Annotated in this window: 11 protein-coding genes; 2 read left to right on the forward strand and 9 right to left on the reverse strand. The window is 65.1% G+C overall.

From position 1 onward, the window contains the following. Position 1: 1 nt before the first annotated feature. Positions 2-2,749 (reverse strand): bifunctional diguanylate cyclase/phosphodiesterase, encoded by a 2,748-nt coding sequence (locus RM531_RS00965; RefSeq protein ID WP_311656601.1) that lies wholly within the window; start codon positions 2,747-2,749, stop codon positions 2-4. Between the two features lie 204 nt (positions 2,750-2,953). On the opposite strand from RM531_RS00965, the gene hemH reads away from it, so the two are divergent. After that, positions 2,954-4,024 (forward strand): ferrochelatase, encoded by a 1,071-nt coding sequence (gene hemH, locus RM531_RS00970; protein ID WP_311656602.1) that lies wholly within the window; start codon positions 2,954-2,956, stop codon positions 4,022-4,024. A gap of 24 nt (positions 4,025-4,048) precedes the next feature. Here the strand turns inward: hemH and RM531_RS00975 are convergent, their stop codons facing one another. Further along, positions 4,049-5,014: an alpha/beta hydrolase gene (locus RM531_RS00975; protein WP_311656604.1), complete on the reverse strand. Its 966-nt coding sequence runs from the start codon at positions 5,012-5,014 to the stop codon at positions 4,049-4,051. 216 nt (positions 5,015-5,230) lie between these two features. Here RM531_RS00975 and RM531_RS00980 point away from each other — a divergent pair, with 216 nt between their 5' ends. Then, complete coding sequence (locus RM531_RS00980) at positions 5,231-9,154, forward strand: ExeM/NucH family extracellular endonuclease (protein ID WP_311656605.1); 3,924 nt, start codon at positions 5,231-5,233, stop codon at positions 9,152-9,154. A gap of 205 nt (positions 9,155-9,359) precedes the next feature. Here RM531_RS00980 and RM531_RS00985 read toward each other — a convergent pair whose 3' ends face one another. The 7 genes from RM531_RS00985 to RM531_RS01015 form a co-directional block, all read right to left on the reverse strand. Next, positions 9,360-9,683, reverse strand: a complete 324-nt coding sequence (locus RM531_RS00985) for a DUF1330 domain-containing protein (protein ID WP_311656606.1) — start codon at positions 9,681-9,683, stop codon at positions 9,360-9,362. A gap of 69 nt (positions 9,684-9,752) precedes the next feature. Beyond that, positions 9,753-10,163 carry a lysozyme inhibitor LprI family protein gene (locus tag RM531_RS00990; protein ID WP_311656607.1) on the reverse strand — a complete coding sequence of 137 codons (411 nt, stop codon included), beginning with the start codon at positions 10,161-10,163 and terminating at the stop codon, positions 9,753-9,755. Positions 10,164-10,172: 9 nt separating this feature from the next. Continuing rightward, positions 10,173-10,427, reverse strand: coding sequence for a DUF202 domain-containing protein (locus RM531_RS00995; RefSeq protein WP_311656608.1), 255 nt, complete (start codon positions 10,425-10,427; stop codon positions 10,173-10,175). Then, a complete protein-coding gene (gene blaOXA / locus RM531_RS01000) occupies positions 10,424-11,212 on the reverse strand; it encodes a class D beta-lactamase (RefSeq protein ID WP_311656609.1) in 789 nt (262 codons plus the stop codon). Before blaOXA ends, RM531_RS00995 begins: the two co-directional genes overlap by 4 nt. Further along, positions 11,209-11,622 carry a hypothetical protein gene (locus RM531_RS01005; RefSeq protein ID WP_311656610.1) on the reverse strand — a complete coding sequence of 138 codons (414 nt, stop codon included), beginning with the start codon at positions 11,620-11,622 and terminating at the stop codon, positions 11,209-11,211. The genes blaOXA and RM531_RS01005 overlap by 4 nt, the downstream gene beginning before the upstream one ends. A 165-nt stretch (positions 11,623-11,787) precedes the next feature. Then, the gene (locus RM531_RS01010; protein WP_311656612.1) at positions 11,788-12,426 is read right to left on the reverse strand and encodes an SGNH/GDSL hydrolase family protein; all 639 of its coding nucleotides are present in this window, start codon (positions 12,424-12,426) and stop codon (positions 11,788-11,790) included. Between the two features lie 97 nt (positions 12,427-12,523). Continuing rightward, positions 12,524-13,441, reverse strand: a complete 918-nt coding sequence (locus RM531_RS01015; RefSeq protein WP_311656614.1) for a hypothetical protein — start codon at positions 13,439-13,441, stop codon at positions 12,524-12,526. Positions 13,442-13,506: the final 65 nt, after the last annotated feature.

Here is a 13,506-nt window from a genome sequence, read left to right on the forward strand (position 1 = left end):
GTCAGGCCGCCTCGATCTGGGACGAAATTCGTTCGGCGGTGCGCAGGAACGCGGCGATGTCGCTGCCGAGCATGGGGCGGCCGAGCAGATAACCCTGCAGGGTGTCGCAGCCCAGCGACTTCAGCAGACTCATCTGTTCGGCGGTTTCCACACCCTCCGCCACCACTTCCAGCTCCAGGTTGTGGGCCATGCCGATAATGGCGTTGACGATGGCACAGTCGTTACGGTCCAGCAGGATGTCGCGCACGAACTGCTTGTCGATCTTGAGCACATCCACCGGGAAGCGGTTGAGATACGACAGGCTGGCATAGCCGGTACCGAAATCGTCAATCGCGATGCGTATACCGCGCCGCCGCAGGCGGGCGAGCGCCTCGGCGGCAATGGTCGGGCTCTCGATCAGCACGTTTTCGGTGATCTCCAGCGTGAGCATCGACGACGGCAGGCCGTACTGGTCCAGGCAGCCGGCGATGCGCTCCACGAAGCGCTCGGCCACCAGCTCGCGCGGCGAAATATTCACGCCCACCGGGAGATCCAAGCCGACCTCTGTCCGCAAACGGGCGAATTCGCGACAGGCGAGGTTGACGACGGCGTCACCCAGGGCCGTCATCAAGCCGGCATCCTCGGCCAGATCGATGAAATCCGCGGGCGACAGTTCGCCGCGAACGGGATGTTGCCAGCGCACCAGGGCCTCGAAACCGATCAATGACGCCGTGCTCAACCGGAACTGTGGCTGGAAGCGCAGGAAAAGCTGATCACCGGCGGAGAGCGCCTCCCGCAGGTCCGTCTCCAGACGCAGCGTATCCGGGTCATCGTCGGCCTGGGCCTGGCTGAACCAGACGTGGCTGTCGGCCTTGTCGCGCTTGGCGTTGTACATGGCGGCGTCGGCGTGACGCAGCAGCGTTTCCGGATCGCGGCCGTGTTCCGGGTACATGGCGATGCCAAGACTCGCCCGCGGGTATAGCCGCTCGCCGTCGATGATCATCGGCTGGCTGATCAGCGACAGCAGCTCGTCGGCCAGTTTTCCCACCCGGGTGGCGTCCTGTGCGTCCGGGACCAGCACCACGAATTCGTCCCCGCCCATCCGGGCCACGAAGTCCTTGTCGGCAATCGCCTGACGCAAGCGGCCGCCGACCCGGCGGAGCAGCGCATCGCCGGCGTGATGCCCGCGCGCATCGTTGATCCGCTTGAGCCGATTCAGGTCGATCATCATCACCGCGAGCTGGCTGTCGGATTCACCGGCCTGCCTTACGGCCTGTTCGAGCTGCTCCTGCATCCGCCGGCGATTGGCCAGTCCGGTCAGCGAGTCGTGCAATGCCAGATGCTGGATTCTGGCCTCCGCCTTGCGCCGTTCGGAGATATCCGCGACCAGTGCCACGGCCTGCATGCCTTCGCCGGTGTTCATGGCATTGACCGCGATGCTGACCGGGAAAATCCGTCCGTGGGCATCCACCGCGTCAGCCTCGAAGCGCAGCGCGCCGCCCTCAGGCCCCCCACCGGCGAAGAAGTCGCGGGCAATCGCGAGTATCCGGTCGTGTTCGGCGGGCGGAAACAGGGTGATCATGTCGGCACCCAGCATGGTTTGCGCGGGGCGGTCGAAAATGCGCTCGGCCCCCGCGCTGAAGCTGGTGATCCGGTTGTGCTCGCCCACGGTGATGATCCCGTCCACCGTGGCTTCGACGATGGCGCGCTGGCGCTTCTCCGAGTCGGCATAGGCGCGACTGAGCTTGCCGGCGGCATCGAAGGCACGCCGTTCCGATCGCAAGAGGTTCCACAGCGTCGAAAAGACGAGTCCGGTCATCAGCAGTCCCGCGACCAGAACCAGCCAGTAGGCGCCCGTGAGGCCACGCCCGAAGGCAGGCAGGGGGCGTATCGTGACCCGCCATTCGCGCCCGCCGACGGTGACCGTGGTGGCACGCGACACCGTATTCGTCGGGGCGTCATGGGGCAGGGAGTCGAACAGCAGGCTGCCGGACTGATCGAATACCTGGACGTGGAAATCCTCCAGCCGTCTGACCAGCAGGGTCTGGAACAGGTCGCCCATGCGGAAGACGCCGTAGACGAACCCGGTCAGGGTCTGGTCCGCGCCCTTGCTGTCGGCCCCGTCGGCATAAACGGGCAGGTAGAGCAGCGTGCCGGCCTGGGTATTCCGGTTGAGTTCCTGCCGCAGGGTCACCGGGCCGGACAAGGCCGGTTCGCCGCTTGCCCAGGCGGCCTGCATTGCCTTGGCGCGAGTGGGTTCCGACCGCATGTCATAGCCCAGCGCACGACGGTTGCGCTCGTCCAGGGGTGAGAGATATTCGATCGCGGTGAAGTCGGCGCGGGCAGGTTCTCTGGGGTGCACCCGGAAATCCGGGAAACCGTCACTGCGTACACGTCGCTCGAAGTCCGCGACTTCCCCGGCTGTCAGGAAACGCGCGAAGCCGATCCCCTGAATACCGGGGTAGGCCGCGCGCAGATCCAGCGTATCGGCAAAGCGGTTCCATACCTCCCGGTCCACCGGTGACGTGGTATGGAAAAGCCCCGCCGCGGCGCGCAGCGCCTGGCTGTAATCCACCATCGGGTCATTGATCGTGTTCCGGATTTCGGACACGTGCCGATCGATCAGGCGATTCCGCGCGGCGCTTTCGGCGCGATAGCTGTTCCAGGCTCCCAGCAGCGACAGACCCGCCATCACCGCCACAAGAAGCCCGAGCAACGCGTAGCGGACCGCCGGTCGCCGGAGCAGGTTCGCGATCCACCGTCTGGGCATCATCTGTTGCCTGGTTACCAGTTGATTGAGCGATAACCGGAACGGCATTCGCCATCGGAAGTTGTCGGCCGATTTCCGATTACCGACAGTGGCATTTCAGCATGAGCACGCGAGGCTTCCATCGGGCCTGTCTCCGGTACGGGTCGCGCATCGGGTTTAACGCCGGATCAGTATACTTGGCGCGCGTTCGTACCAAGAGCAGACATGACTTCGACGATGGAAAAGGCTCGGCCCGGTGCCGGGCGTCTGACCCATGCGCCGGCCGATCATCCGGCCGTGGCCCCGGCAAAGATGGGGGTGGTTCTGGCCAATCTGGGCACCCCGGACGGCACCGATTACTGGTCCATGCGCCGGTATCTCGGGGAATTCCTGTCCGATCAGCGGGTGGTGGACTACGCCAAATGGAAGTGGCAGCCGTTGCTGCAGCTCGTCATTCTCAGCAAGCGACCGTTTTCCTCGGGCAAGGCCTATCAGAGCATCTGGAATACCGACCGGGATGAAAGCCCGCTGCTGACCATCACCCGCGCGCAGACCGAGCGGGTGCGCGAGCAGTTGACGGCTCGTTACGGAGATGCGGTGGAAGTGGACTTCTGCATGCGCTACGGCAACCCCTCGACGCCAAGCGTGCTCGAGCGCCTACGCGAGCAGGGCTGCGAACGGATCGTGTTCTTCCCGCTTTATCCCCAGTACGGCTCGCCCACCACCGCGACCGCCAACGACCAGGCCTTCCGCAGCCTGATGCGGATGAAATGGCAGCCCGCCATCCGCACCGTGCCGGCCTACTTCGAGCACCCCGCCTACGTGCAGGCTCTGGCCAACTCGGTACGCGATGCCTACGCCGACCTCGATCAACCGCCCACCCGGCTGGTAGCGAGCTACCACGGGGTGCCGGAGCGTTACCTGCGTGACGGCGACCCGTATCACTGCCACTGCCAGAAAACCACACGGCTGCTGCGCGACGCACTGGCATTCCCCGCGGACACGGTTGAAACGACGTTCCAGTCCCAGTTCGGACCGGAGAAATGGGTGGGGCCGCCGACGGTGGACCGTGTGGCGGAACTGGCCCGGGCAGGCCACAAGCACATCGCCGTGATCTCCCCGGCGTTTTCGTCGGACTGCGTGGAAACCCTGGAGGAAGTCCAGCAGGAAATCCGCGACAGCTTTCTGGCCGCCGGCGGCGAGCAGTTCACCTATGTGCCCTGCCTGAACGACCGGGACGATCACATCGACGCCCTGGTGCAGGTGCTGGAAACCGAACTCGCCGGCTGGCTGTAGGCAGCGGCGCGGGCGAGTGGGCGCTCAATGCGCCGGCGTCTGCACGAAATCCAGGATCAGTTCGGCGATCGGCGCGGTCGATTCCGGGGCCAGAATGTCGCCGGCCAGCACGTGCTGGGCAGGGTTGCTGGCCCCGGTATACGGCACCAGCTTTTTCCGGCTCGCACCGATACGCGAAAACGTGGCTTCGGTAGCGTCCGGGCTGACCACCCGGTCGTTCGGCGAGTAGATCACCAGAAACGGCACTCGGGCCGCGGCGAGGTCTGTTTGCCGGACCAGCTTCACCATGCCGGCCATGGGCAGCAGGGCCCGGGTCGGGTAGCGGTGCGTCCAGTAGCGGGCATGGCGTTCATTCTCCGGTGTCCAGCTGCGGGTCTCGCCGATCGCCAGTTCCGCGATCAGCCCGCCCCAGGGCCAGGTCAGCACCGCCGCATTGGGGTCGGGCAGGCCGAAGTTGGGAGATAGCAGCACCACCGCGCCCAGGGCCGGCGTTTCCGGCCGGGTGGCCAGCCAGGTAGCAATCGTGCCGCCAGTCGAGGTACCCATCAGCAGAACCTGATCGCCCAGTCGCTCACCGATGCGATACGCCTCGTGGGCGTCGTTCAACCAGGCGTTGACGCTGCCCTCCAGCAGCGCATCACCGTCGCGTCCGTGGCCGGTAAAACGGGTGTAGAACAGATTCGCCCCCAGCGCCCCGGCCACGCGATCGGCCAGCGGCGCGGCCTCCTGCCGGCTGCCCGAGAAGCCGTGCAGATACACCACCGACCAGTCCGTGCGTTCGCCCGCTTCGCCGGCCCAGACGATGCGCTTGCCGGTGCCCGGCACCAGATCGGGTACGGCCGCTTCGCGCTCGCTCAGATAGGCATCCAGATCGGCGGGCAGGGCAGACGGACGAAAGGTTGTGTCGATCGGCACCCGTGGGCCGAGCCCGAACAACAGGCAAGGCAGGGCGAGCAGGCTCGTGATCAGGATCAGGCGGTGTCGGGTCATCCCGGTTCGCGGCACGTCCACGGTGCGGCAAGTCTGCCATGGCGGTGGGCCGGAATCGTGCCGGGACGTGCCCGGCCGGACGCTGTCATCGCCGGGCCGCGAAACTGAAAGCGTCTCGTCATGGTTCGGGCATATCCGCTTAACACGGGCTGGCTAGCGTATGGGTCCTGCCGCGTGCCTGCGGCGACCTCGCCATCAGCCACCCTGGGGAACGCCATGCCTGAATCTCGACGCCTGCTGACAATCACCGGCGCGCTGGGCGCGCTGCTTCTGTCCGCCACCGCCACCGCACAGACGGTTTTCATCAACGAGATTCACTACGACAACGATGGTGGCGACGTGAATGAGGGGGTCGAGATTGCCGGACCGGCCGGAACCGATCTGTCCGGCTGGACCGTTGTCGGCTACACGGGTAGCAACGGCACCGAATACGATTCCATCACGCTCAGCGGCACGATCGACGATGAGGCGAGCGGTTTCGGCGCACTGGCTTTTCCCTTCAGCGGCCTGCAGAACGGCGCGCCGGACGGCATCGCCCTTGCCGATGATGGCGGCAACCTGGTTCAGTTTCTCTGCTACGAGGGCGACTTCACCGGTAGCGGCGGCGTGGCGGATGGCTTCACCTGTGAGGACATCGGCGTTGCCGAGGGCAGCAGCACGGGCGCGAATCAGTCCCTGCGCCTGACCGGCACCGGCACGGAATATCCGGATTTCACGTGGCAGGACCCGGCCACAGCCAGTTTCGGCAGCATCAACCCGGGCCAGACCTTCGGCATGGGCGAGCCCGGCGGCGATCCGCTGGCCTGTGGTGCCGATGCCACCCTGATCAGCACCATCCAGGGCGACGGCGCCAGCTCGCCGCTGGACGGCACGACCGTCACCGTGGAAGCCGTGGTCACCGCCGATTTCCAGGATGGTGATCTCAACAGTTTCTTCCTGCAGGAAGAAGAAGCTGACGGCGACGGCGACGACGCCACCTCCGAGGGCATCAAGGTGTTCCAGGGCGGCTCGGACGTTGCCGTGGCCGTGGGCGACCTTGTACGGGTGACTGGCGATGTGGACGAATTCTTCAACGCCACCCAGATCAGCAGCGTGACCGACGTGATTGTCTGCGGTGCGGCCACGCCGATTACACCGCTGGCGGTGGACCTGCCCTTCGCCAGCCCGAACCAGCGCGAGTCGCTGGAGCACATGCTGCTCACCTTCAGCGAGCCGCTGAGCGTTTCCGAGTACTTCGAGCTGGATAACTTCGGCGAGATCGTGCTCGCGTCCGGCGGCCGCCTGTTCAATCCCACCCAGATGGTGATGCCGGGCATGCCGGCCAACGATCGCCAGGCCGCCAACGACCTGCGCCGCGTGCGCCTGGATGACGCCTCCGGTGAATCCTTCCCGGACCCGATCATCTACCCCAACGGTGAACTCACCGACGAGAATCCGCTACGCGGCGGCGATACCGTCACCGGCCTGACCGGCGTTTACGACTACACCTTCGATAACTACAAGATCCAGCCGACGCAGACGCCCGTCTTCGTCAGCGAAAATCCGCGCTCGGATCACCCGGCACCCGATCCCACGCCCAGCCCGGGCAGCTTCCGCATCGCCAGCTTCAACGTGCTGAACTACTTCAACGGCGACGGGCAGGGCGGTGGTTTCCCCACGGCCCGCGGCGCTGAAACGCCCGAGGAGTTCACCCGCCAGCGCGACAAGATTATCGAAGCATTGCGCATCATGGACGCCGACGTGGTCGGCCTGATCGAGATCGAGAACGACGGTTACGGCCCGGACAGCGCCATCGCCGATCTGGTGAACGGCCTGAATGCCGTCACGCCGGATGACGTGACTTACGACTTCGTCGATCCGCAGGTGCCGCAGATCGGCGACGACGAAATCGCGGTGGGCTTCATCTACCGCACCGACACTGCCGCCACCGTGGGCCCGGCGGCGATCCTGGATGACTCGGTGGACCCGGATTATCGGGAATCCAAGAACCGTCCCGCGCTGGCACAGACCTTCCGTGATATCGACGGCGGCGGCGTGGTGACGGTGGCCGTCAACCATCTCAAGTCCAAGGGCTCGGCCTGCGACGACGTGGGCGACACCAATGCCGACGACGGCCAGGGCAACTGCAACGGCACCCGCACGCAGGCCGCGCAGATCGAAGCCGACTGGCTGGCGGGCAACCCCACCGGCAGCGACGACGATGACCGCCTGATCATCGGCGACCTCAACGCCTACGCCATGGAAGACCCCATCCGGACGCTGCAAATGGCCGGCTATAGCGACCTGCTGCAGAGCCTGATCGGGGCCGACGTCTACTCCTACGTGTTCGACGGCCAGTACGGCACCCTGGACTACGCGATGGCCAGCGACACCCTGGTCAGCCAGGTCACGGGTATCGACGCCTGGCACATCAATGCTGACGAGGCCGACGCGCTGGATTACAACATCCTGCGCTTCGGCCGCCAGATCCGCAGCGAATCGCAGATCGACACGCTGTACAACGTCAACGCATTCCGTTCGTCGGATCACGATCCCATCATCGTCGACCTGAGCCTGACCCCGGACGGCTCGCCGGACGACCGCGACAACGACGGCGTGCTCAACGACAACGACAACTGTCCGGATACCCCCAACCCGGACCAGACCGACAGCAACAACGACGGGCAGGGCGATCTCTGCACGCCATTCAATGCCGATGACACGGACGGCGACGGCGTGGACAACGTCGACGACAACTGCCCGACCGTACCCAACCCGGATCAGATCGACGTGGACAACGACGGCGCCGGCAACGCCTGCGACACCGTCAACAATCTGGACCCGGACAACGACGGCATCAACACGGCGGATGGCGACAACTGCCCGACCACGTTCAACCCCACCCAGACCGACTCCGACGGCGACGGCGCGGGTGACGCCTGTGATCTGTTCGGCGGCGACGACGGCATGGACAACGATTTCGACGGCGTGCCGAACGGCATGGACAACTGTCCGGAAAATTCCAATCCGGACCAGGCCGATGCCGATCAAGACGGCATCGGCGATGCCTGTGACGCGGTAACCGATAACGACACCGACGGCGACAACGTGCCCAATGGTGGCGACAACTGCCCGGCCGCTTTCAACCCCGATCAGCTGGACCTGGACGAGGACGGCATCGGCGACGTCTGCGACCCGATCAACGACCGCGACACCGACGGCGACGGCGTGGAAAACGGCCAGGACAACTGCCTGTACACGCCCAACCCGGACCAGAACGACCGCGATCAGGACGGCGCCGGCGATGCCTGTGACAGCAGCGATGTCAACGACATCGACGCCGACGGCGTGAGCAACGCCAACGATAACTGCCCGGCCACGCCGAACCCCGACCAGGCAGACCAGGACGGCGATGGCCGCGGCGACGCCTGCGACGGCCTGGACGGCAATGACCCGGACGGCGACGGCGTGGCCGACGCTAACGACAACTGCCCGTTTGCGCCCAACGCCGGCCAGGAAGACGACGACGCGGACGGCCTGGGCAACGCCTGTGACGCCACCGACAACAATGCCGGCGGTATCGCCCAGGCGAACCAGCGCGTGGAGATTGCCGGCGGGGCGGGCGAAACGCTGGGTGCCGGGCGCTTTGCGCTGACCAACAACAGCATGGAACCGCATCGCCTGCAGAGCGTCAGCATCGAGCTCACCGAGCCCGGCCTGTTGCGCCGCATGGAGGTGACCGCGGCTGACCAGACGCTGGACTGCGGCGATGACATCACCGCCAACAACCTCTGCGCGGCGGAAACCCCGATCGTGATCGAGCCCGGCGAGAGCCTGGAACTGAGCGTGTCGGTGGTACTCGACGGCCAGCAGATCGCGATGGCGGGTGCCGGTCTCGGCGGCGGCCTGCTCCTGCTACTGGCGGCGGGCGGTGGCCTCACGCGTCGGCAGAAGGCGATCGGCGCGATTCTTTTCGGCAGTGTCGTGCTGACGGCCTGTGGCGGCGATGGCAACGGCAACAGTGCCGGCCCCGGTGCCGCCACGCCCGCCAGCACCCAGGTCTTCATGAGCGGCGCGGACATTCGCGACGGGCAGGGCCGCAACGTGAACTACGGCATTGAGGAAGAACCGGTGGATCTGGGTACCGTCACCACGGAATAAACCCGCGGCATCCCGGCCCGGAAGGCACGCCCCGTCGGACAAACCAGTCCGGCGGGGCGTTTTCGTGTCAGCCGCCGAACAGCCAGCCGTGCAGCAGACGCCCGGGCATCAGGGCGAAGCCGCCGGCAATCATCAGCCGCCGACGTACAGCCCGATCATGTTGCTTCGGCCAGGCGATTGTTGAGCGGCATGTTGAACAGTACCGCTACTTGAGGATAGGACGCAGGTCCTCGAGCTTGTCGAACAGGTGCCACACGTAGCCGTCCGTGCCGTTCTCGCGGTGCGGATGCAGATCGGCCAGGGCCGGGTCATTGCAGTAGCTTTCAAAGGCCTCGCGCGATTCCCATTCCACCACGATCATCACGTTGCGCGGCTCGATCTCCCCGGCGGCGGACTCCCGGAACTTGCCCAGCGCCACCACCCGGCCGCCGTGCGCCGCCACTTCCTTGGCCGAGCGCCGGGAATAGGCCATGTATTCATCGCGATCAGCGACGTTGAACAGGTTCAGGGCGTAAACGGGCTGGGACATGCTGGCCTCCTTGGTTGACTGACGGATGACGCGGCCTGACGACCTGTTGTCGCGCCGCTGTGCCGAAGGCTACCAGCCGCAGACATCGCCTTCCGGCGACGCCGCCACCATGCCCTGCTGCGCCTCGGCCAGCGCGGTGGCGGTCAAGCAGCGGCACATCGGGGCCACCGAGCCCTCCGCGGCTGCCGAATAAGCGGCCAGGTGAGCCTGCCGGAACTGCTCGTAGGCCTCGCGCGCTTCCCGGATCCGCGCCTGAACTTCGGGATCGTCCGCATGACGCGAGAGCAGGGCGTCGTACTCGGCCTGCAGCCGCGACGCGGCGGCTGACGCGTCCTCGCAGGTTTCCTGGTTCATGCCGAGCTGCGTCGTCGGCGCCGACGCCAGCCGATCGGCCGCCATGGCGGATGACGGGACGAGCAGGGCGAGCGTGACCAGCAGCATCGCGACGTGTTTCAAGGGCAGCATGGTGTCAGTCGTCATTATCAGGCCTCAGCCGCGCGAACCGGGAATCCGCCGGCCAACCGTCACGAACCGGTAGGCCCCGACAATCGTCACCACGCCACCGGTGCCGATCAGAACCCCGGCCAGCGCCCACAACCACGGATGGTAGGGAAAGAAATGCAGCAGGATGGCCCCCGCGCCGGCCAGCGCAAGCGCCGTGCGGATATAAGCCAGCAGCGTCCGCTCGTTGGCGAGGCGGGTGCGTTCTGCGGCCAGGTCATCGCGTAACCGCGTGTCATTCATGGCGAGAGCACGCCCAGCGCCTCGAGGCATGCTCGTCCAAGCTCGATGCGTACATCAGGGTCGGTATCTGCCTGCATGGCCATGTTCAGGGCAAAGGCGTAAACGCGGTCATCCTTTTCCACCCAGCCGACCCACCAGCCCACGCCGGGGTCCGGCGCGTTCTCCCAGCCGGTCTTGCCGTAAAGCCGCCAGTCGTCGCCCTCGTCCAGCAGGACGATCTCCCGCACGCTTGCCTGAATCTCTTCGGATACCGGCAAATCGCTCCCGGCCAGCCGTGCCAGGAACTTCGTCTGCTCCACGGCGCTGATCGCCAGCGGGCCGTCCAGCCAGAAACGGTCCACCACGGTGCCGATGTCCTCGTTCCCGAAGCCGAGTTTCGCCACCCAGGCCTGCATCCGTTCCAGCCCGATCCGCCGGGCCAGTGCCTGATAGATCGGCACATTGGATATCGCGATGGCATCGCGCAGCCCCATGTCCCGTTCCCAGGCCGGGTAGGGCTGCGGCTGGCCGCCGTAGGGCAGCACGGTATCCACGCTCGCCACCGCGCCTGTGGCAAGGCCGATCAGGCTGTTCGGAATCTTGAACGTAGAGGCCGGCACGAAGCGGGTCCGGGCGCGGGGCTCGTTGTGGCCGACCAGACTGTCGTCATCGGGTTCATACAGGACAAACGTCCCGGTCACGCCGGCACGGTCGAACAATGCCTCGACTTCGGCGTTCGCCGTCCACTCTGCCGATAGCGCTGGCATCACGGCGAAACCCAGCATCATTCCGACCAGCCATTTCATGCCTCGTTGCTCTTGTCATCCCGTGACGGGCGACGCAGCTCGAAACCGCGCACGATCACGTACGCGATCAGGGCGACCAAAAATACGATCAGGAACAGCCAGGCCATGCTCTGCAGCGTCTCGATTACGGTGCGGTAGAGCTCTAGCGTCCAGCGCTCGGGCGTGAGCTCCAGAATCTGTGCGCCTTCATGCGGGGCGCTGATATACCGCTCCAGCTGATGCACCCGAACCCCGCCCGAAATGCCCACCACGAACGCCGCGAACTTGATATAGCGATGCCAGGCCGATGACAGCTCGGCGGACACGATCCGGGCCAGCACCGCGCCGATGGGGCGGTTGAACAGAAAAACCGTCACCGCGGCGACGCCGGCGGAAACGAGCAGGGTGACGATTAGCAGGGTGAAGAACATGAGCTTTGAACCCTAATGCGATGGTTCCAGGGAGGCTGCGCCGTCATTGCTACAACACGACCTGCCACGAATTCGAAAGTTGCCCGAGTATATGCCGCGGGCAGTTTCCTTTGCGCCAGCGTTTGATAAGCGTACCGCGCGATTATCGATAGCAGTAACGGCAGATCAGGAAAGCAACGGCTGGATGGCCCCGGCCAGGGCGGCACCCAGGGTTTGATGCTGGTCCTCGTCTAGGTGCACCCCATCAACCCGGCTGGTCGCCGTCGCCGAACCGGCATCGAAAAACCGGCAGCCGCATTCTTCGGCCACAGCCTCTATTGCGGCGGTTAGTCCAACCGCCTTGTCCTCGGCGCCCTGAAACTTCGGCGCGATATTTCCCATGGCCTTCCGGATTTCGGGTGGGGCCACCAGCATGACGGGCGGTACCGGCATGCCCGGTTCGACCGGCGCGCGCCGAATCGCGGCGACCAGCGCCTTCAGCCCCTGTGCCGATTCCCAGGCATTACGGTTGTGCATGGACTGGAAATCATTGGTACCCAGGAGAATGACCACCAGCGACAAAGGCGAATTGATCTCTATTCGCTGTTCCAGACCCTCGAGCCCGTTGCGGCCCGGCTTGTACGGGTCGTCCCAGACGGTACGGCGGCCGTTCAGACAATCCTCGATAACCCGGACGGAAAGCCCGGCATCCAAAAGCAGGCCCTCCAGGATGCCGGGCCACCTCTGCTCGAAGCCGAACCGCCTGCGAGTGTCCGGGATGATCCCCCAACTCAGCGAGTCCGCGTAAACCAAGATCTGGTGCATGACTTGGGTTCCTCTTGTAGCCGGCCCCCCGGCTGAAGAACAGTTCGTTAGTGGCAGACCAGACCGAAGCCCGAATCGCGACACCATGCACAACAGACTACTCCGGCGCCCAGAGCTTCTGTAGCCGTGGGACCGTCTCGCTGGGAGAAGGATCGCTGTCAGAATAGTCCACTGACACGACCCGGCTCATGCCATCGTCGCTTGGCTCGTCGTCCGCATAGGGAAACCATTCGCGGGCTTCATCCGGCGTGACACGCAGGCTGAGTTTGGTCGAGGGCCACCACTGCGCGCCGCCCTGGCCGCCGCCCTTGAAGACCAGTCCCTTGCGCACATCCACGACGTTAGCCCAGGGCACGAACAGCCAAAGCGTCTCCGGCGCGGCTCGTTCGTGGCCATCGGGGTAGACACCCTGACCGTGAACGTAAATCCCCTCTCGTACAGCGATGAAGCCGAGAAAACGCTTACGCCAGTTGCTCGGCCATAAACCAACTAAGCCAATGACGAGCAGGAGGGCGCCGAAGCCCAGCAATAGATAACTGCCCGAGACATGCCATTGGGGAAAAGTCCTTGCGATGTTCGAACCGAGATACAGAAGTCCCATTCCGATAGCCAGGATCACCAGGATCGTCACCCGAGAGAACCAGATCGACCGGCCAGCAACGATCATCGCGCTTTTCGGCGGTGAATTTCCGCGCAGCGCATTCGGGGTGTTCCTCACTGGGCGAGCATTGTCCAGGTGCTGCAGTGAGTCAGGCACACCGATGCGCTCCGCTACCGCGCGTGGCCATTCCCGCGACGAACGCCGCCATCGATAAACGGCCAGTGCGGCCATTCCCCAGAGAGCCAGGCCCATCAAGAACGCAACAGTGTGCCCGTCGGCGGACGAATCGGCATCCGCGAAAAACCAGGCAGCGAACATGAGTGCGCCGACGCCGAGCAGTACCAGGACGACAACGCAGGCGAATATGGTCTTAAGAACGTTCCCGGTACGCGTCGGCCTTACGGAATCTTTCAAGCTCACCATGCTGTTTGCCTGCGCAATGGAAGCACCCGTTATCACGAATCAAGTGGAAGAGCGCC

It is taken from the genome of Spectribacter acetivorans (assembly GCF_031846305.1).
GTDB lineage: Bacteria > Pseudomonadota > Gammaproteobacteria > Nevskiales > Salinisphaeraceae > Spectribacter > Spectribacter acetivorans.

What these genes read in the sequence shown, in the direction of transcription:
- RM531_RS00965 (WP_311656601.1), bottom strand. Translation starts at nt 2,749, where the DNA reads ATGCCCAGACGGTGGATCGCGAACCTGCTCCGGCGACCGGCGGTCCGC.
- hemH (WP_311656602.1), top strand. Translation starts at nt 2,954, where the DNA reads ATGACTTCGACGATGGAAAAGGCTCGGCCCGGTGCCGGGCGTCTGACC.
- RM531_RS00975 (WP_311656604.1), bottom strand. Translation starts at nt 5,014, where the DNA reads ATGACCCGACACCGCCTGATCCTGATCACGAGCCTGCTCGCCCTGCCT.
- RM531_RS00980 (WP_311656605.1), top strand. Translation starts at nt 5,231, where the DNA reads ATGCCTGAATCTCGACGCCTGCTGACAATCACCGGCGCGCTGGGCGCG.
- RM531_RS00985 (WP_311656606.1), bottom strand. Translation starts at nt 9,683, where the DNA reads ATGTCCCAGCCCGTTTACGCCCTGAACCTGTTCAACGTCGCTGATCGC.
- RM531_RS00990 (WP_311656607.1), bottom strand. Translation starts at nt 10,163, where the DNA reads ATGACGACTGACACCATGCTGCCCTTGAAACACGTCGCGATGCTGCTG.
- RM531_RS00995 (WP_311656608.1), bottom strand. Translation starts at nt 10,427, where the DNA reads ATGAATGACACGCGGTTACGCGATGACCTGGCCGCAGAACGCACCCGC.
- blaOXA (WP_311656609.1), bottom strand. Translation starts at nt 11,212, where the DNA reads ATGAAATGGCTGGTCGGAATGATGCTGGGTTTCGCCGTGATGCCAGCG.
- RM531_RS01005 (WP_311656610.1), bottom strand. Translation starts at nt 11,622, where the DNA reads ATGTTCTTCACCCTGCTAATCGTCACCCTGCTCGTTTCCGCCGGCGTC.
- RM531_RS01010 (WP_311656612.1), bottom strand. Translation starts at nt 12,426, where the DNA reads ATGCACCAGATCTTGGTTTACGCGGACTCGCTGAGTTGGGGGATCATC.